Annotated in this window: 14 protein-coding genes and 1 tRNA gene; 9 read left to right on the top strand and 6 right to left on the bottom strand. The window is 60.1% G+C overall.

Annotated elements, in window-relative coordinates:
* Positions 1 to 16: 16 nt before the first annotated feature.
* Positions 17 to 1,600, bottom strand: a complete 1,584-nt coding sequence (serA, locus tag ACEWMW_RS08185) for a phosphoglycerate dehydrogenase (RefSeq protein ID WP_409413391.1) — start codon at positions 1,598 to 1,600, stop codon at positions 17 to 19.
* A 93-nt stretch (positions 1,601 to 1,693) separates the two neighbouring features.
* Positions 1,694 to 2,848 (bottom strand): phosphoserine transaminase, encoded by a 1,155-nt coding sequence (locus ACEWMW_RS08180; protein WP_409413390.1) that lies wholly within the window; start codon positions 2,846 to 2,848, stop codon positions 1,694 to 1,696.
* A 180-nt stretch (positions 2,849 to 3,028) separates the two neighbouring features.
* On the opposite strand from ACEWMW_RS08180, the gene ACEWMW_RS08175 reads away from it, so the two are divergent.
* Entirely contained in the window at positions 3,029 to 4,177 is a 1,149-nt protein-coding gene (locus tag ACEWMW_RS08175; RefSeq protein WP_409413389.1) for a glycosyltransferase family 4 protein, read from the top strand.
* A gap of 6 nt (positions 4,178 to 4,183) precedes the next feature.
* Here ACEWMW_RS08175 and ACEWMW_RS08170 read toward each other — a convergent pair whose 3' ends face one another.
* Together ACEWMW_RS08170 and ACEWMW_RS08165 are read right to left on the bottom strand one after the other, a co-directional pair.
* Positions 4,184 to 4,606, bottom strand: coding sequence for a hypothetical protein (locus ACEWMW_RS08170; protein ID WP_409413388.1), 423 nt, complete (start codon positions 4,604 to 4,606; stop codon positions 4,184 to 4,186).
* 86 nt (positions 4,607 to 4,692) lie between these two features.
* A complete protein-coding gene (locus ACEWMW_RS08165) occupies positions 4,693 to 5,307 on the bottom strand; it encodes a PadR family transcriptional regulator (protein ID WP_409413387.1) in 615 nt (204 codons plus the stop codon).
* A gap of 105 nt (positions 5,308 to 5,412) precedes the next feature.
* Between ACEWMW_RS08165 and ACEWMW_RS08160 the strand changes: the two genes are divergently transcribed.
* From ACEWMW_RS08160 to ACEWMW_RS08145, 4 genes are all read left to right on the top strand, one after another.
* On the top strand, positions 5,413 to 6,735 hold the full coding sequence (locus tag ACEWMW_RS08160; RefSeq protein WP_409413386.1) for a replication-associated recombination protein A: 1,323 nt from the start codon (positions 5,413 to 5,415) through the stop codon (positions 6,733 to 6,735).
* Positions 6,732 to 7,622, top strand: a complete 891-nt coding sequence (locus ACEWMW_RS08155; protein WP_409413385.1) for a hypothetical protein — start codon at positions 6,732 to 6,734, stop codon at positions 7,620 to 7,622. The genes ACEWMW_RS08160 and ACEWMW_RS08155 overlap by 4 nt, the downstream gene beginning before the upstream one ends.
* Positions 7,623 to 7,673: 51 nt before the next feature.
* Positions 7,674 to 7,749, top strand: a tRNA-Thr gene (locus ACEWMW_RS08150).
* Between the two features lie 145 nt (positions 7,750 to 7,894).
* Complete coding sequence (locus ACEWMW_RS08145) at positions 7,895 to 10,321, top strand: CehA/McbA family metallohydrolase (RefSeq protein ID WP_409413384.1); 2,427 nt, start codon at positions 7,895 to 7,897, stop codon at positions 10,319 to 10,321.
* 10 nt (positions 10,322 to 10,331) lie between these two features.
* On the opposite strand, the gene ACEWMW_RS08140 is transcribed toward ACEWMW_RS08145, so the two are convergent.
* A complete protein-coding gene (locus tag ACEWMW_RS08140; RefSeq protein WP_409413383.1) occupies positions 10,332 to 12,794 on the bottom strand; it encodes a TonB-dependent receptor in 2,463 nt (820 codons plus the stop codon).
* A gap of 26 nt (positions 12,795 to 12,820) precedes the next feature.
* Complete coding sequence (locus ACEWMW_RS08135) at positions 12,821 to 14,143, bottom strand: carotenoid oxygenase family protein (RefSeq protein ID WP_409413382.1); 1,323 nt, start codon at positions 14,141 to 14,143, stop codon at positions 12,821 to 12,823.
* Positions 14,144 to 14,532: 389 nt separating this feature from the next.
* Between ACEWMW_RS08135 and ACEWMW_RS08130 the strand changes: the two genes are divergently transcribed.
* The 4 genes from ACEWMW_RS08130 (at position 14,533) to ACEWMW_RS08115 (ending at position 19,536) form a co-directional block, all read left to right on the top strand.
* Positions 14,533 to 15,366 carry an alpha/beta hydrolase family protein gene (locus ACEWMW_RS08130; RefSeq protein WP_409413381.1) on the top strand — a complete coding sequence of 278 codons (834 nt, stop codon included), beginning with the start codon at positions 14,533 to 14,535 and terminating at the stop codon, positions 15,364 to 15,366.
* Positions 15,367 to 16,608, top strand: a complete 1,242-nt coding sequence (gene kynU / locus ACEWMW_RS08125; RefSeq protein ID WP_409413380.1) for a kynureninase — start codon at positions 15,367 to 15,369, stop codon at positions 16,606 to 16,608.
* Positions 16,609 to 16,723: 115 nt separating this feature from the next.
* Entirely contained in the window at positions 16,724 to 18,028 is a 1,305-nt protein-coding gene (locus ACEWMW_RS08120; protein ID WP_409413379.1) for an acyl-CoA dehydrogenase family protein, read from the top strand.
* The gene (locus ACEWMW_RS08115) at positions 18,025 to 19,536 is read left to right on the top strand and encodes an MFS transporter (protein ID WP_409413378.1); all 1,512 of its coding nucleotides are present in this window, start codon (positions 18,025 to 18,027) and stop codon (positions 19,534 to 19,536) included. The genes ACEWMW_RS08120 and ACEWMW_RS08115 overlap by 4 nt, the downstream gene beginning before the upstream one ends.
* Positions 19,537 to 19,567 lie beyond the last annotated feature (31 nt).

The following is a 19,567-nucleotide window of genomic DNA, read 5'->3' as shown; positions in this document are numbered from 1 at the left end:
TCTGCCCCAGATTGCCTCAGAATGAAAGTGCCTTGACGACCTTCACGCCCTCAAGTTCGCACGCCTGTTTCTCTACTTCAGTCGGAATTGGCTGGTCGACCGAAAGCAGCAAAACTGCCTCGCCGCCAGCATCGCGCCGTCCCAGATGGAAGGTGCCGATATTGATCCCGTGGCCGCCCAGGAGCGTCCCGATCCGGCCAATAAAGCCAGGGGCATCTTCGTTCACGATGTAGAGCATATTTCCCGAAAGCTCGGCCTCGATCCCGACACCGAACATCTCAACCAGACGCGGCGCTTCATTGCCGAACAGCGTGCCAGCGACAGAGCGATCCCCCTGGCTGGTCGCCACTGTGACGCGGATCAGCGTGTGATACACGCCTTCGCGATCGTGCCGCACTTCGCGCACATCGAGACCTCGTTCTTTCGCCATGTAAGGTGCGTTGACCATGTTCACGCTGTCCGAATAGCGGCGCATGAACCCCGCCAGCACGGCAGCGGTGATCGGCTTGCCCTGGAGGTCTGCTGCAGCACCCTCGCGCTCGATACTAATCTGCGTGAGATTGCCATGCGCCAGCTGACCTACGAGCGACCCGAGATTTTCCGCGAGCGCCATGTAAGGTTTGAGCTTGGGTGCTTCTTCGGCGCTGAGGCTTGGCATGTTGAGCGCATTGGTCACGCCGCCATTCACGAGATAGTCGGCCATCTGCTCGGCCACCTGCAGCGCCACATTGACCTGCGCTTCGGTAGTCGATGCGCCGAGGTGCGGCGTGCAGATGAAGTTCGGCGCATCGAACAGCGGGCTTTCGGTCGCCGGTTCAGTCTGGAACACGTCAAGCGCGGCGCCGGCAATATGACCGCTCTTCAGCAGATCGGCCAGTGCCAGCTCGTCTATCAACCCGCCGCGAGCGCAATTGACGATGCGCAAACCGGGCTTGGCATTCTCGAGCCGCTCTCGGTTGAGGATGTTCCGTGTCTGGTCGGTGAGCGGCGTATGCAGCGTGAGGAAATCAGCCTTCGCAAGCACTGACTCGAGATCGGCTTTCTGCACGCCCAGCTCGATCGCGCGCTCTTCGGTCAGGAAGGGATCGTAAGCCATCACCTTCATCTTGAGGCCCAGCGCGCGGCTGGCGACGATCGATCCGATATTGCCAGCGCCGATCAGGCCGAGCGTCTTGCCGGTGACTTCGACGCCCATGAAGTCCTTCTTCGGCCATTCACCCGCCTTGGTGCGGGTATTGGCATCGGGGATCTGGCGGGCGAGCGCCATCATCATGGCAATCGCATGTTCGGCGGTGGTGATTGAATTGCCGAATGGGGTGTTCATCACCACCACACCCTTGCCGCTGGCGTAGGGAATATCGACATTGTCGACCCCGATCCCGGCCCGGCCAATCACCTTGAGATTGGTCGCCGCGTCGAGGATTTCCTTGGTCACCTTGGTCGAGCTGCGGATCGCGAGCCCGTCATAATCCCCGATACGGGCTTTCAGTTCTTCGGGTGTTTCGCCTGTGATCACGTCGACATCGCAGCCGCGCTCTTCGAAAATGCGCGCGGCGTTCGGGTCCATCTTGTCTGAGATGAGTACTTTGGGTTTGGTCATGATTCTATCCTTACGCGAGCCCCCCTAGGAAGGGGGCTCATTAGGAATACTGGGAAGGTGAGGCCTGATGTCCCCCTTGCGCGGGGAATCAGCCTAGCCTTTAACTTGTTCGTAGGCCCATTCGATCCAGGGAAGCAGGCGCTTCAGATCTTCCTGTTCGACCGTGCCGCCGCACCATATGCGTAAGCTCGGCGGAGCGTCGCGGTAGCCGTTGAAATCGTATCCGACTCCGCGCTCTTCGAGCATCGAAACGATCTTCTTGGGCACCGCGGCCTGATCGTCGGCCGAGAGGCTTTCGTACCAATCGCCTTGGAAAACCATGCACACGCCGGTGTTGGTGCGCTTGGCCGGATCGGAAACCATATTGCGCATCCATGGCGTCGCCTCGATCCAGTCGGTGACGATCTTGGCGTTGGCATCTGCTCGCTCGAACATCGCCTTGCGGCCGCCCATGGCCTGCGCCCATTCGAGCGCGTCGATATAGTCTTCGGCCGCCAGCATCGATGGCGTGTTGATCGTCGCACCTTCGAAAATGCTGCGGTTGATCTTGTCGCCCTTCTTGAGCCGGAACAGTTTCGGCAGCGGCCATTCGGGGTCGTAGCTTTCGATCCGCTCTACTGCCTTGGGCGAAAGGACCAGCATCCCGTGCTGCGCTTCGCTGCCCATCACTTTCTGCCAGCTGTAGGTCGTGGCATCGAGCTTGCCCCACTCCATCTCCATCGCGAAGACGGCGCTCGTGGCATCGTTGATCGCGACGCCTTCGCGGCCCGGTGCAAGCCAGTCCGTATTCGGGATCTTCGCGCCGGAGGTCGTTCCGTTCCAGGTAAAGACGACGTCGTTATCCTGCGGGATCGATGCCAGATCGGGAATTTCGCCGTAATCGGCGTCGAGCGTTGTCAGCTGCGGGAGCTTGAGCTGCTTGACCGCATCCTGAATCCAGACGTTGCCAAAGCTTTCCCACGCGGCGACTGTGGCTGGGCGATCTGGGCCCAGCATGTTCCACATCGCGCATTCGAGCGCGCCGGTATCGGAAGCGGGCATGATGCCGACGAGATAATCGTCGGGCACGCCGAGCATTTCCTTCGACAGGTCGATGGCATACTTCAGCCGCGACTTGCCGAGCGCGCTGCGATGCGAGCGTCCGAGCGATTCGGTTTTGAGATTGGAAGCGGACCAGCCCTTGCGTTTGGCAGTCGGTCCGGACGAAAAAAACGGGCGCTCAGGTTTGAGCGCGGGTACGTCAGTCATGTATTCTCTCCTTACAGAGAGCACGCGCGGCGTTGGGACCGCGTGGCCCGCTGGCCGCATTAGTGCTGCGCTGCAGCAAGTCAAGCAGGATAGTGGAACGATCGGGGGACCGTGCGGCGATGGCGACGAACAGTTCCCCCCTCGCCTTCTGGTCGGCAAGGCACTATTGGCTTGCGCGGTATGGACATAGCCGACCTCCGGATCGCCCTGTTCAGTGGCAACTACAACATGACAACGGACGGCGCGAACAAGGCGCTGAACCGGCTGATGGAGTATATGTTGCGCCAAGGCGCAGCAGTCCGTGTCTACTCTCCCAAAGTGGCCAATCCATCATTCGAGCCGACTGGAGACCTTGTCGGCGTGCCTTCTATAGCGATCCCGACACGCAGCGAATACCGCGTACCCACCGGGCTATCGAGCGAGAACAAGCACGACCTCGAAAGTTTTGCGCCGAACATAGTCCATGTTGCCTCGCCTGATTTTGCGGCCCGCAAGGCGACGGATTGGGCTCGCGAACGCGACATCCCTGTCATCGCTTCGGTTCACACGCGCTTCGAAACATATCCTCGTTACTACAAGATGGGCTTCTTCGAACCGCTGATCGAAAGCTGGTTGCGCAAGCTCTATCTGCGCTGCGACGCGCTCGTCACGCCGAGCCAGAGCATGGTCGATGTGTTGCGCGACCAGCAGATGAACGACGATATCTCGATCTGGTCTCGCGGCGTGGACCGGACGATCTTTTCGTCCGACCGGCGCGACATGGAGTGGCGCCGCTCCATTGGCCTGTCTGACGACGACATTGCCGTCGCCTTCCTTGGCCGGCTCGTAATGGAAAAAGGTCTCGATGCCTTTGCCGAGACTATCGCCGAACTGCGCAAGCGGGGCACAGCTCACAAGGTCCTGGTGATCGGCGATGGCCCGGCACGCGGCTGGTTCGAGCAGAACTTGCCGGACGGAATTTTCGTAGGTTTCCAGGGCGGTGCCGACCTTGGCCGCGCGACAGCAAGCGGTGATGTGTTCTTCAACCCATCTATTACCGAAACCTTCGGCAATGTGACTCTTGAGGCAATGGCTTGCGGATTGCCCGTTGTAGCCGCCGGCGCGACGGGTAGCTCGAGCCTGGTAATTGATGGAGAAACGGGACGCCTGGTGGGCAATCTCAAGCCCGCCGCGTTCGCCGATGCGATTACGCCTTACCTCATCGACAACACGCTAAGGGCCAAGCACGGAGCGGCGGGCGAAGCGCGCAGCATGGAGTTTGACTGGGATGCAATCAACCAATCGGTCGCCGATACCTACATCCGCCTGATCGAGAAGCGCCGGGGTTAGTTTGGTTTAGCGCAGCACGCCCTGTTTGCGCATTCTCATCGCATACCACAGCGTCAGCAAGGTGATGGCCCAAATCATGATTGGAATACCGATGCCCGCCATATCTGCCGGCAATTCGGTCAGGACACGCTGGTAGACGGTCGTACCGACCAGCCCTACGACCGAGACAAGCAGGGCAGTAACCGCAAAGCGTGAACGCAGAAGAAGCAGGATTGAGCCTGCGAGCGCGCCCCAAACTCCAAGTGCCCACAAACTATCAGCCCAGGCCGGGAAGCTCGTCACGTAGGCGATCGCCTCGTCAGACATGCCAAATCCATCAAGGTTGCCGGTCTGCGTGCTGGTGTAGCTCCAAATGCCAACACCATTCCAAAGCAATGTCAGAATGCCCACCACCCACAGGTGCCAGGGCGCTTTAGCCGTTTCGCTCATTTCCAATTCCCCCTCTCCAATCCGGCACACGTCCGGACCATGGGAGAGAGGCTAATAGTTTTTCGCCGCAGGCGCAATCGGGAGGCTTAGAGCCGCTCGATACGCTTGGCGACCTCATCGATAATGTCGACGATCTCGTCGATGGTGGTCTTGTCGAGCTTTCCCGCCTTGGCGCGGTTCTTGAGCACGGTGGCAAGGTTACCCATCGCGCGGAACAGGTCCGGCGAGCGGACCCGTTGGCGCTTCTCGCCCATGCCCGTCAGGCGCCGCATCAACGCGTCGACTTCATCCGCACGTCCGTCGAGTTCGGCGATCCCATCGGGTGTCGCCTCATAAGGCTTCTTGGAACCTTCGCTTTCGGCTTCCGCGATCATGCCTTCGTCTTCGAGCATCTGCAGCGTCGGATAAACGGCTCCCGGGCTTGGCGCATAGGCACCGCCGGTCAATTCTTCGATCGCCTTGATCAATTCATAGCCGTGGCGCGGCTCGTCACGAATGAGGGCTAGGAGTGCCAGGCGCAGCTCCCCCTGCCCGAATACGCGGCGCTTGCGGCGGCGCGAGCGGCCTTCCCACTCATCGTCATCGTCGTCATCCCATCCTCCGCGCCACCCGCCCTTTTGTGCAGCCATCATGGCAATGAAAGGCCATGCGTCAGAACCCTTATAGCGACGCCCGTATCCGCGCCCTTTGTTCCATGTCATCTTCGAAGCTCCCGATATAATTTGATAGGTCTACGATATATCTTATCTGTTACTTAGCAAGCCCCTTGTGGATTTATCCGACGAACGTCTTACATCAGCCGACCAATGTCAGATCTGTTCGCCGATGACCCGCTTCCCTCTGCCGCGCAGGACGAACCGCGCGCCGATGCACCGCTGGCGGACCGCCTTCGCCCGCGTGCGCTCGACGAGGTTGTCGGGCAGCAGCACCTGACCGGCCCCGAAGGCGCGATCGGGCGCATGGTCGCTTCCGGGCGCCTCTCCAGCATGGTGCTGTGGGGGCCGCCTGGCACAGGAAAGACCTCGATCGCGCGCCTTCTTGCCGATGCCGTCGGCATGCGATTCGAAGCGATCAGCGCGGTCTTCTCGGGCGTGGCCGACCTCAAGAAGGCCTTTGCCGCTGCTGATACTGCCGCCAAAGCGGGCCAGCGGACGCTTCTTTTCGTGGACGAGATCCATCGGTTCAATCGCGCGCAGCAGGACGGCTTCCTGCCTTTCGTCGAACGCGGCACCGTCACGTTGGTCGGCGCGACTACCGAAAACCCCAGCTTCGAGCTCAACGCGGCGCTACTCAGCCGCGCACAGGTGCTGATCCTGCATCGGCTCGATGCAAAAGCGCTCTCCGAACTGCTCGAAAAGGCGGAAGCCCTGGAAGGCCCCCTGCCCTTGACCGATGCTGCACGCGAAGCCCTGGTTGCGAGCGCAGACGGCGATGGACGGTTCCTGCTCAACCAGGCCGAGACGCTCTATGCCGCGCAGGTTCAGGAGCCGCTCGATCCCGAAGGTCTGGGCAAGTTCCTCCAACGCCGCGTCGCGGTCTACGACAAGGACCGCGAAGGGCATTACAACCTCATCAGCGCACTGCACAAATCGGTGCGCGGGTCCGATCCACAGGCCGCGCTGTACTACCTCGCGCGGATGCTGGTCGCGGGCGAAGAGCCACTCTACCTGCTGCGGCGGTTGGTGCGGATGGCAGTAGAGGACATCGGCCTTGCTGATCCGGGTGCGCTGACCCAATGCCTTGCGGCCAAGGATGCGTACGAGTTTCTCGGCTCGCCCGAGGGTGAACTGGCGATCGCACAAGCCTGCATCTACCTCGCCACCGCGCCCAAATCCGTCGCCGCATACAAGGCCCAGAAAGCTGCGTGGAAAAGCGCGCGGGAAACCGGCAGCCTGATGCCTCCGCAAAATATCCTCAACGCCCCGACCAAGCTGATGAAGGACGTCGGCTACGGCAAAGGCTATCAATACGACCCCGACACTGAAGACGGCTTTTCCGGCGCCAGCTATTGGCCCGAAGAGATGGAGCCGCAGACTTACTACGAGCCGGTTGAACGCGGGTTCGAGCGCGAGATCGCGAAGCGGCTCGAATACTGGGACAAGCTGCGGCGCGAGCGAGAAAACCAATGACACCGGGCCGATTTCGCCACTTCCTCGCGATCGACTGGTCGGGTGCAGCGGGCGAGCGGCATAAGGGGATCGCGCTGGCGATTGCCGACGCACAAGGCGGCCCGCCGGTATTGGTCCGGCCGCCGCCGCGCGGATGGTCACGGAGCGAGGTGCTCCACATCTTGCGAGACGAATTGCCGCCCGACACGCTGGTCGGCATGGACCTCGGCATCGCGCTCCCGCACGCCGATTGCGGCGCGTTTTTCCCACACAACGAAGTGCTACTGCCCGATGCCCCGGCATTGTGGGCACTGATCGATGATATTTGCGACAGCGACGATTTTCTCGCCGCGACCAGCTTCACCGAGCATGCGCGATACGCACCATACTTTCGCCGCCACGGCGGCAGGCAGGGCGAGCATTTTGGATGCGACGGCGCGGAGCATGGTCGCGGGCGCTTTCGAGTGACCGAGCACGCGCAAGCGGCAATGGGCTGCAAGCCTTACTCCAATTTCAATCTCGTCGGCGCGGCACAGGTGGGCAAATCCAGCCTCACGGGGATGCGCCTGCTCAATCGACTGCGCGGACATCTGCCTGTCTGGCCGATCGACCCGCTGCCCCAGCAAGGATCGGCGATCGTGGAAATCTATACCACGCTGGCCGCGATGGAAGCGGGTCGCAGCTCCGCTCGCAGCAAGATGCGCAGCGTTGCCGACCTCAACGCGGCGCTCGACGTGCTTGATTCTCCACCAATTGCTGGGGCGGGCGATATCGATGACCATTCTTCCGATGCGCTCGTCACCGCCGCATGGCTGCGACTGGTGGCCGGTGAAAGGGCGAGGTGGCATCCAACGGGTCTGACGAACGAGATTGCCCGCACAGAGGGCTGGACTTTTGGTGCGGTTTGATTGTAGCGGGCCCACGCCCCAAGCAGCGAAGCTGTTGGGCGACAAGAATGGGCCGGCTTAGCTCAGTTGGTAGAGCAGTTGATTTGTAATCATCAGGCCGCGGGTTCGACTCCTGCAGCCGGCACCATTCTCACTACGTGAGATTGGATTCCCCATGCGCTATTGCTGCGCTACTTGAGCGCCCATCCCTCCCTCGCTTCTCCCGCAACTTCTGCTAGATAGCACTCGTTCGGGGTCGATCGACTGATCGCTCCTTGGGGGAGGAAGATATCGTGAAGAAGTTGCTCGCAGTTTCGGCTGCTATGGCGATGGCGCTTACCATCGCGCCGGCGAATGCGCAGTGGACCAACCAGTATCCGAAGCTGGATAGCCATGGACACCAGATCTATCTCGAGCAGGAAAACCTGCCGATCCTTTCCTCGGGTCCGGTATATCCGGCCGCTTCTCCGGACGGCACGACGCTCGCCTTCGCACACCAAGGCTGGCTGTGGTTGCTCGATCTGGAGACGCGCGTCGCCACGCGGCTCACCAACACAAAAGACATCGATGCGCGCCCGCGCTGGTCGCCAGATGGTAGGCAGATCGCGTTCGTGCGCGACAGCGGGACCGATACCGCAATCGTGATCCGATCCATCAGCGACAGCGCCGAATGGACCATCGATACTCCAGCAATCGACATCGATCCCGAATTCACCCGTGACGGTACCGCCCTTCTCTACGCATCGGGCCGCAGCGGCAGGCTGGAGCTGTGGCGCCGCAATCTGCAAACGGGCGAAGATACGCAGCTGACCGAGAAGTCGCGCATGCGGCGCATGCCGCGTTCGCTAGCGGACGGCAGTTTCATCTACTTCCAGGGTGCCTATCCCGGCAACCAGATCCAGCACATCAGCGCCGACGGCGAGACGGACCGCAGGATCTACCAGCAAGGGTGGATCGCGCTTATCGAACCGGACACGCATCCGACGGAAAATGCGGTCGTCTACGGGATAGGCGCCGGCAATCATGTCCGGCTTGCCGTGATGGATATCGAAAAGCCCAGCCTTTCGCGTTGGCTGACACCGCGGGGCGAAAAGGCCTTGTTCGCGACATGGTCGGCTGACGGCAAGACGATCTACTATGTGAAGGGGGACGAGCAGCAGCAGTTTTCGCTCATGCAGATCGGCGCTTCAGGCGGCGAGCCTGCAGAAGTGATGATCGAACGCTGGGACTATGGGCAGGATATTGGCAATCTAACCGTTCACACGCGCGATGAGACCGGACAGGCGGCTCCGGCTCGCCTTTCCATCATACGCGCAGATGGCCATCCGGTGGTCAATCCCGATGGCCCGACATACGTCGATAGCCAGAACGGTCCGGTCTATTTCTACACCGAAGGATCGACCGGATTTTCGCTTCCCGAAGGTGATTATCGTGTCGTTGCCACACGGGGGCATTTTTCCATCCCGGTCGATTCAACTATCAGCGTGCACGCTGGCGAGACCGCACAAACAGCTCTGGTGATTGACGAAATCTGGGATGGGCGAGAGGCGGGTTATGTCTCCGCTGATCACCACATCCACCTTAATGCCAGCGGGGTTAACGACCTCGATCTAGAAGACATCCTGTTGCTGATGCAGGGCGAACAGCTCGATTTCTCCGCTCCTATGGCATGGAATCTATACAACCGATTTGTCGATGCCGGAAAGCTGGGCCAAATGGTCTCGGCGCCCGACGGAACCGCTGCGCTCCTGTCGCAGGAGGTTCGATCGGACTTCCACGGCCATATCGGCCTGATCGGTTCAAAGAACGCCTTCCATCCCTGGTTCTTCGGCCCGCGCGAGCCGGTTTACGGCAACCGCGATCTGCATAACGGACTGGTCATACCCTTCGCGAAATCCGAAAACGCACTGGCGTCTTATGTTCATCCGGTGAGCGGCGAAGCCGATCCTTTTGCCGATCTCGCCGCCAACGAATTGCCACTCGAACTCGTTATCGACGGCATCCTGACCGACGGCATCGCAATCGAATTGGTCTGCCAATGGACCAGCCCGCTTGGCACCGCCGAAGCATGGTATCGTTTTCTCAATCTCGGCAAGCCGATGCCCATCACTTCGGGCACCGACATGTTCACCAATTTCTACCGCACCCCGGCGATCGGCACTGCCAGGTCCTATGTCCCGGCAACCGGATCGGAGGATGAACTGCATGCGGTAATCGAGCAGGTCCGCGATGGCAGAGGCTTCGTCACGACAGGTCCTGCGCTTCTGTTCGAAGTAGATGGCAACGAACCGGGCGATGTGATCGCTTCTGGCTCGCGCACCTGGTCGCTGGAATTGGCCAGTGTCCGGCCGGTCGAGCGGGTCGAGATCGTAGTCAATGGCGAGGTGGTCGAGACCCGTAAAGGCTTCGCCGGCGGGGGTAGCAAAGCCTATTCCGGCATGATTGACCTGCCCGAGGGCGGCTGGATTGCCGCGCGCGCCGTAGGCGGCGAAACCGGATGGCCGATCATGTCATTCGCCCACTTCGCCCATAGCAATCCGCTCTGGATCGGCAGCAAGGGCAGCACCAATCCCGTGGCCGCCCAATCTGCCGCGCGGGATTTGATGAAAGCCCTCGACTACGCCGAGAAGGAATTCGTCGACAATTACGGCGCCAACATCCCCCAAGGCCTGGTGGCCCGGATCAGAGCGGCCCGCGCGAAGCTCGAGCCGATGCTCTGACCCGGCCAGCCTAGAACTTGAACGCCGCTTCGACGAACACTTGCCGTCCGCGATTGAGAGTCACCAGGAGATCGTCAGTTCCGGGGAAGCCGAAAGGCGGCGCGCCCGATGTGTTGACGAAGATCGTATCGAACAGGTTGGTTCCGATCAGCGAGAGCTTCCATGAGTCATCGGGAGCGCCCACCGAGACCGATGCGTCGACCAGGAAATAGCTGTCCTGGACGAAGTCGCCGATACCCGTGGCCGGATCGAGTGCAGTCGGATTGGTCGTCGTGGTGAAGTAATCGTCGGTGTAGCTGACCACCGAATTGAGACCCAGCTCGAGCGAATTGCCGAGCGGGATATCCCAATCCATGGCGACGTTGCCCGACCATTTGGGCGCACGAGCCGCATCGCGACCGTCGAGGTCGGTGCCGTTTACGGATATGAACGTGTCGCTGAATGCCGCATCAAGGTAAGCGATTGCGCCGCTCAGGTTCAGTCCGTCAACCGGCGTCACCCAGCGCCAGTCAATGTCGATCCCCTTCGTGGTGGTTTCACCAGCGTTGAAAGTGGAGAAATTGAAGATGTTGACATCGAAGTTCTGGATCTGCTGATCGTCAAACACGTAGTAGAAGACCGTGGCATTGAGCGTCACAGTCCGGTTAGCAAACTGTGACCTGACACCGATTTCGCCGCCGATCGACGTTTCGGAATCGAACCGCAGCGAATCCGCTGCAGCTTCAGCGACGGCAGGATCGGGATTGTTGAGCAACAATACCGTCCCAGTTGGCAGCGTGTTGTTGTCGACGCCGCCCGATTTGAAGCCGGTCTTGAATGCAGCATAGACATTGAGGTCTTCGTTGGGGGAATATTTCAGGACCACTTCGGGCGAGATATTGCTGTCGCTGAACTTGATCGGGCCAACAAAGAAACCGGAGGAAACCGCACCAAATACCGTGGTAATGAACGAATGGACGTAAGGGAATCCGATCGTCGTGTCCTTGTTCTCATCGGTCCAGCGCACACCGCCGGACAGGTTGAGCGTATCTGAAAGATCGAGCGATCCGCTGGCATAAATCGAAACCGCCTCGGCCGATAGCGGACGATCCGCCAACCAGTCATATGTGAAACCTGTCACAGGGTCAGGTCCAAGAAAAGCCGCTGGCAAGAACGCGTTCTGCGCAGTGATTAAACCACTCTCGCGGCTTTCATAGAAAGCACCCAATTGGAAGTTGAACGGGCCGTCAAAGTCGCTCGCCAGCCGCACCTCTTGTGTGAATTGCTGGAGTGTATTGTGAAACGGCGCCTGGAACCCGGCTGCCGATCCGTCGGGATTCTGCCCGGTTGAGTTGAAGGTGTCGTTATAGACATTATCGAGATCAACATAACCCGACAGCAAGGTAAGCGTCAGATCGTCGGTAATCCCGATGTTGGCTTCCAGGCTCGCCAAGAACAGGTCGGTATCGTTGAAAGACTGTGTCAGATCGCGATCGTCAACCGCAAGGCCAAGCCCAACCGGAGGCGAATCTATCTGCGCCAGGCCATCAGGGCCGGGGAAGCGGTTGTCGCGGATGTTGCAATCATGGGTAGGCGCGAACGCAGCCCCGAAAACGGCAAGGAATGACGGTTCAGCCATGCCGTTTCCGCCGCAGTACATGTCCGTGAACGCGTTGAGCGTTTCGGAGCGCTGGCGGTTGTAATTGAGCTTGAGTTTGGCATTGAACCGGTCGTCCGGCTCGAATGCAAGCGTCAGTCGGCCGACGAAATTCGTCAGGCCCTTATCCGGATCCAGCGCAGGGACATTGTCCTGCAGCTCGACGAACTTCTCGATGTCCTGGTATTCTGCAGCTAGGCGGATGCCCCAGGCATCGGACAGCGGCCCCGAAACATAACCGCCGATCGTGTACCCTTCTTCCTCGAACTCATAGGATGCCTTGCCGGCGATCTCCCAATCCGGCGTAGGGTCGGCACTGCGCAGCGTCAGCACGCCTGCGGATGTCGACTTGCCGAAGAACAGCGGCTGGGGCCCCTTAAGCACTTCGACCTGCGCAACATCAAAAAACGCTGTCTGCAGGATGCGCTGTGTGCTGACAGCGATCCCATCGACATTGATCGCCACCGCGGAATCGAATGCATTCGAGATGTTCGAGGAGTTGATGCCGCGAATGCCGATCTGGGCACCCGCGCCCGAACCGCCGACCTGCACGGAAAGCGCTGGAACCCGGCTCATCAGGTCGGTCGCCTCGTCGATGCGGAAATCGTTGATGGTCTCCTGGCCGACAACCGCGACCGCGACCGGCGCGTCCTGGAGCGATTCTTCCTGCTTACGCGCAGTGACGATTATCTCGTTGGATGCCGTGGAACTCGCCGCCTCCTGGCCAGTCGCGTCCTGTGCTTGGGCCGGTGCTGCCACGGCAAGAAGGGTGACAACTGTGCCAGTCGCGCAAAGTAGGCTTGTCCTGCGGGTGATCTTCCTAGTCGGTACTTGCATGTCTTCCCCTCCCATTTTGACTCAAATTAGTTGCTAACCCAGCTCCCGTGGAAGCCGGCTGGCACGCGCACAGGCAACTCGATGGTTGCCAATGGGGCATCGGCCAGATTGGCCGCATCGAGAATGACGAGGTCGCTGCGATCCTCGCTGGGATCGTAGACAAAGCTCATCAGATAGCCATCGTCTTCGCTTCCACCCTCGCCCGCAACGAAAGCGGCCTCGCTGCCTTGGCGGCCATCCGGCAGGATGTGCGAAGTCTTAGTGCCCGAAGTCATGTCGTATCTGTGAAAAGCGTCAACAGTTGGCGCATCCTGTCCGAACTGTGCAAAGTATCCGTACCGATGATGCTGGCCTACCAGCGCATCGGGCACGCGCGGAAAATCCACGCCCAGATCGTCAATCACCTCTTCGCGGACCGCGCCAGTCCTCATGTTCATCCGCCACCGATGCAGCGTGGGCAGTGGCGGCTTCACCATGTCCTTTGTCATGTAACCGACCAGACGGCAGCCTTCGAGCACGACCTCGTCGCCATCCTCGTAGGAATTGAGCGTGTGATAGACATAGCAAGGATCGATATCGAACCACTTCACATCAGCCGATGTGCCGCAACGCGGCATCACGCCAAGGCGCGCGCCGTAGTCGTCGTCGAAACGGATGCCGAGACCGCCTTGCGCGCGCATCTCGAAATCGAAAATGATCGGGAGGTCCATGAAGATCACGTTGTTCTCGGTGATCGAGAAATCGTGCATCATGGTGGCGCCCTTCACCTCGATCTCCTCGGCCTGGACGATCTCTCCGGCTGCAGAGACGCGATAGTACATCAGAAATGGAGGGCGCATCGAATAGCCGAAAAACAGCATCTCGCCTGTCTTCGGACAGATCTTGGGATGCGCGGTCATGTTGCGCTCAAGCTTGCCGTCAAAGCGGTAGGGTCCGACGGTTTCCAGATTACTATCCATTTCGATCGGCAGGCTGAGTTCCGCCAGAGCAAGGATCTTGCCGGCATGTTCGATCACATGCGTATTGGCGATCGAGTTTTCCGGCTTGGCGCGCGATTCTGCGCTCGGCATTTCTTCGTCGAGCAGGGGCGTCTGGACATAGCGGTTGCGGTACCAGAGCGCCTCGCCATTCTCGATCCTCACCCCGTGGAGCATGCCGCAGCCCAGGAACCAATCCATGCTCATGCCCGAGGGTGGGTTGGCCCCATTTCGCAGGTAAAGACCATTGAGATGGCGCGGAATTTCGCCTCGTACCTTGAGCGAAGTCTCGGTCCTCTCCTCGAAGACCGGAGCGAAATTTCCATCTAACCAGAATGGTTTGGGCCGGGTCTCTGCATCGGGGCTGTTCAAAATTACCTCCTACGAAGCGAGATCTCTGACCGAGTCCTCGCGAGCTTGCAGCCCGTAGACGATATCTTTTCGAAAGCCCGCCGGGCCATCACCACGACTTACAAGGAGGGCGTGGCTCACGGCACTGCCAAATTAGCTATTGGTGGCAATTCTAGTAAGCCGCCCGGCGCGATCCTGCCTTTGGGGTCTGTCGCTCGATCTTCGCATCAATCATTCTGCTGATGCGAAGCAGAGTTCCCTTGCTCATGCGATATGGCGGGCTAAAGTCTCTCGCTTGCGCCAATCACGAGTACGGAAGGCATGTCCCGATCTTGCGAAGTATGCTTCTCGCGTCCTGCATTGCCTTGGCAGTAATGCTGACCACTTCGTGCTCCCGCCCGCCTGATCCAATGAGCTATGCGGAGTTCCTCAAGATTCCACAGCCTTCGGCAAAACGGACAATCTCTTACGGCGGTGACGAGCTCCAGCGTATCGAGCTTTGGCTACCGCAAGGCGAAGGCCCACATCCCGTGGTCTTCATGATCCACGGCGGTTGCTGGCAAACAGCAGTGGCCAAGGCCGACATCATGGGTGCGATGGCTCAGGCATTTACTGAGCGCGGGGCAGCGGTCTGGAATATCGAATATCGCGGTATCGATGTGCCCGGGGGCGGCTATCCGGGCACGTTCCATGACGTTTCGGCTGCTGCGCGTCTGCTGGGCGAGCGGGGCCAAGCCGAGAGCCTCGACCTCGACCGCGTTGTCGCCTTCGGTCATTCAGCCGGCGGGCATCTCGGGCTGTGGCTGGCGGGTCAGCACAAGATTGATGGAACCAGTCCGCTGCAGGGCGCGAAAGCACTTGGCTTCGCGGGCGTAGTCAGTATCGGCGGACTGCCCGATCTCGAAGAAATAAGCAGCGCGAACCCCAACACATGCGGTCAAGGAACGATCGCGCGGCTGACCGGCGCGGCCGACGCTGCCCGGGTGGATGCATTTGGCGATACTTCGCCTGCAGCACTGCTGCCGCTGGGTGTGAAGCAAATACTGATCGCAAGCGCCGCAGACAACATCGCCCCGCCTGCTTACTCTCAAAGCTATGCGGACAAGGCACGGGCGGCCGGCGACACGGCGGAAGCGACCGCTGTCACCGGTCAGGGTCACTTCGAGCTGATCACGCCGGGCACGCCGGCAGGGGATGCGGTGATCGAAGCGACGCTCGATCTGCTTGGCTTCGAAGGCTCCTGAATGGTGGGTCACGTCACGCGCGAAGATGTCTTGGCGATGGACGCGAGTGACCCGCTCTCGGCCTGCCGCGAACGGTTCCACATTCCAGATGGGCTCATCTATCTCGACGGCAATTCGCTTGGGCCTTTGCCGAAACGTACTGTGAAGCACCTTCAAATGGTTGTGACAGACCATTGGGGCGAAAGCCTGATCGGCAGCTGGAACGATCATGACTGGATGACACTTCCGGCGCGTATCGGCGCGGAGATCGCCCTGCTCCTTGGTGCGGGCGCTGATGAGGTCATCGCCTGCGATTCCACATCGATCAACATCTACAAGCTGGTTCATGCAGCGCTCGCTGCGCGGGCGGATCGGAGTACACTTCTGGTCGAAGCAGCAGGATTTCCAACCGATCGCTATCTGGTCGAATCCGTTTGCGAGCAGGCTGGCGGTCAGTCGGTTCGGACCACTGAGCGCAGTAAGATTATAGACCGGATGGACGAGTCCACCGCACTGATTGTTCTGACGCACGTCGATTATCGGACCGGCCACATGCTGGATATGACCGAAGTAAATGCGGCTGCACGATCTGTCGGTGCGCTTGTCCTGTGGGACCTCAGCCATAGCGCAGGTGCGGTGCCGCTCGATCTTGGGGACTGCGGCGCGGATCTCGCCGTAGGATGCGGCTATAAATATCTCAACGGCGGACCGGGCGCGCCCGCGTTTCTGTATGTGCGCAAGGAACTCCAGAACTCGCTCCAGACACCGCTACCCGGCTGGTTCGGCCATGCGCAGCCATTCGCATTCGAGCAGAATTACGTGCCTGCCGCGGGCATCGACCGATTCCTGTGCGGCACGCCGCCAATCCTCGCCATGACCGCGCTGGAAAGCGGCGTCGAGACATTTCAATGTGTGGAACTTCCAGCGCTGTTCGCAAAGAGCCGGGCGCTTTGCGAGCTCTACATCGGGCTGATGGAGCAGCGATGCAGCAAGTTCGGTTTCGCGCTTGCCTCCCCCCGCGAAGCTTGGCAGCGCGGCAGTCAGGTATCATTCGCTCATGAGCATTCCTATGCGATTTGCCAAGCGCTGATCGAGCGCGGCGTGGTCGGCGATTTTCGCGCGCCCGATATCCTGCGGATGGGCTTCGCGCCGCTCTACACCCGCTACATTGATGTATGGGATGCGGTCGAAACGCTGCACGATGTCATGCAAACAACCTTATGGCAGGAGGAACGCTTCCAAACCCGGAAGGCGGTGACGTGACAGCCGGGCCTTCGGCGAGCAGTGGTACGGCGGTTCTTCTCACATCGATTGCTCCCAACTCGGAATCGCGTATGCTCGTGAGTTCGTGTCAAGATAAGAGCTTGGGAGAGGCTGGATGGCGTGGGATTTCGAGACCGACCCTGAGTTCCAGGACAAGCTGGACTGGATGGAAGAGTTCGTCCGCGAGAAGGTCGAGCCGCTCGGCCTGCTCGGCATCCACCCCTACGACGTCAAGAATCCCAAGCGCAATGAACTCGTCCGGCCGCTCCAGCAGGAAGTAAAAGCCAAAGGGCTATGGGCCTGCCATCTGGGCCCGGAGCTTGGCGGACAAGGCTACGGCCAGGTCAAGCTCGGCCTCATGAACGAGATCCTCGGCGGGGCGACGTTCGCTCCGATCGTGTTTGGATGCCAGGCGCCCGACACCGGCAATGCCGAAATCATCGCGCATTACGGCACACCCGAACAGAAGGAACGCTATCTCCAGCCGCTGCTCGAGAACGAGATTGTCTCCGCGTTCTCGATGACTGAGCCGCAGGGCGGCTCCGACCCCACGGCCTTTGTCACTAAGGCCGAGATCGACGGCAATCACTGGAAGATCAACGGCGAGAAATGGTTCTCTACCAATGGCAAGTGGGCCGATTTCCTGATCGTGATGGCGGTGACCGATCCCGATGCCCAGCGGCACAAGAAGATGAGCATGTTCATCGTGCCAGTCGATACGCCGGGCGTGGAGATCATCCGCAATGTCGGCGTATTCGGGCAGGAGGACGGCTCCGAAAGCTACATTCGCTATACCGACGTTCGCGTTCCAGCTGACCACCTGCTGGGCGAACAGGGCAGCGCCTTCGCGATCTCGCAAACCCGGCTCGGCGGCGGGCGCGTACACCACGCGATGCGAACCGTAGGCACTTGCAAGCGGCTGCTCGATGCGATGAGCAGACGCGCCGTCAGCCGCAAGACACGGACCGGCACCATCGCCGATTACCAGGCGGTCCAGATGCAGATTGCCGATAGCTATATCGAACTGGAGCAGTTCAAGCTGCTCGTGCTCAAGACCGCTTGGATGATCGACAAATACCAGGATTATCTCAAGGTTCGCAAAGATATAGCCGCGATCAAGGCGCTCACGCCCAAGGTCTATGGGGACATCGCGATGCGCTGCGTCCATCTCCATGGGTCGCTGGGCGTATCAAACGAGATGCCGTTTGTTGGCAGTGTCATCGGTTCGATGGTGATGGGTATCGCCGATGGGCCGACCGAAGTGCATAAGGTCACGGTCGCCAAGCAGCACCTGCGCGACTACCGCGATGTCGAGGACCCGATGTTCCCCGACTATTCGCTGCTCGAGCGACGCGCCAAGGCGCGCGCGATGTACGATCCGCTCGATGAACTGGCAGAGGCTGCGGCTGCCGCCGAATGAGCGCCACTGCAACAGCACCGGTCGATATCGTCGTTCCGCCGTTAGGGGCTGGAACCAAGGCCGCTTACGGCGCTGGCGCGATGGCCAATGGCATCAAGAGCGCGGCCTTTTCCAGCTACCTTATGCTCTATTTCAACCAGGTTGTCGGTGTTCCGGCAGCCATTGTCGGCACCGCCCTCGCCTGCACCCTGCTCGTTGACGCAATTGTCGATCCATTTCTCGGACGCTGGGCGGATGTGACGCGCTCACGCCTCGGTCGGCGTCACCCCTTCATGTACGCCGCGGCGCTGCCGACCACGGTCTTCTTCTTCCTGACGTGGTTCCCGCCGGATGGCCTGAGCCACATGCAACTGGGCTTCTGGATCTTCGCAATGGCGGCCGCGACGCGGGCCTCGATCAGCGCGTTCGAGATCAATGCCTCCGCACTCGCGCCGGAGCTGACGGAAGTCTACGCGGAGAGAACAAAGCTATTCAGTCTCAGATACTGGTTCGGCTATGCCGGAGCATACGGCTTTACAGCATTCAGCCTCGCCTTCATATTCATTGAGAGCGAAGCCTTCCCCAAGGGGCAGCTCAATCCGGCGAGCTACACCAATTTCGCCACGCTCGGCGCGGTCCTAATCTTTATCGCGATCATCGTCTGCACGCGCGGCACGCAGAACCGGATACCTTACTTGCGCCAAGCTGCAGGCTCTCCCGGTGATGAGAAGATGACGCTACGCGAGCATCTCGCCGAAATGTTCGCCGCGTTTCGCAATCGCGGCTTCCTGGCAATCTTCGGCTTCGGGGTGTTCAAATTCACCGCAATCGGTCTCTACAGTGCGACCACGCTCTACTTCGGCACCTACCTGTTCAAGCTGAACACAGGCCATCTCGCCTTGTTGACGCTGGACAGTTTCGTCGCCGCTACCATCGCTGCTCCGCTCGCACCCTATTTCTCAACGAAGCTCGGGAAGCGCGCGAGTTCGATGATCTTTGCGCTAACCGGGATATCGATTGGGCTCAGCCCGCTGTACCTTAGCTATTTCGACCTCTTCTTCGTCCCGGGCGATCCGCTTCTGGTGCCGACCCTGTTCGTAATAGGCGCAGTCTACATGGCGATGATCACCATTTCGCTCATCAATACCGCCGCTATGCTAGCAGACGTGGTCGAGGACAGCGCGGTCGAAACCGGGACGCATACCGCCGGCACGTTCTTTTCCGCTTCTAGCTTTATGCAGCAATGTTCGAATGCCCTTGGCATATTTGTCGCCGGCCTCGTGCTGTCATGGTCCGCCTTTCCCGAGCAGGCCGATCCCGCGACGATACCGGACAGCGTCATCGACAGCCTGCTGGAGCACTACATTCCGGTGATCATCACGCTTTGGTCTGTCGGCGCGATGATATTACTTTTTTATCCGATCACTCGCGAACGCCACGAACGAAATGTCGAGATCCTGCGCGCGCGGGAGGCGGAGGCACGCGAGCAGCAGATGCGCGATGCCGCGATTGGCGGCCCGGCGCGTTGACAGTGCACGCCGGTAGGCCCGCTTGCCGTAG

The organism is Litorerythrobacter xanthomarinus (assembly GCF_046254955.1).
GTDB lineage: Bacteria > Pseudomonadota > Alphaproteobacteria > Sphingomonadales > Sphingomonadaceae > Qipengyuania_C.
The sequence above is the reverse complement of the archived record's forward strand: the minus strand, read 5'-3'. Positions and strand labels throughout refer to the sequence as shown.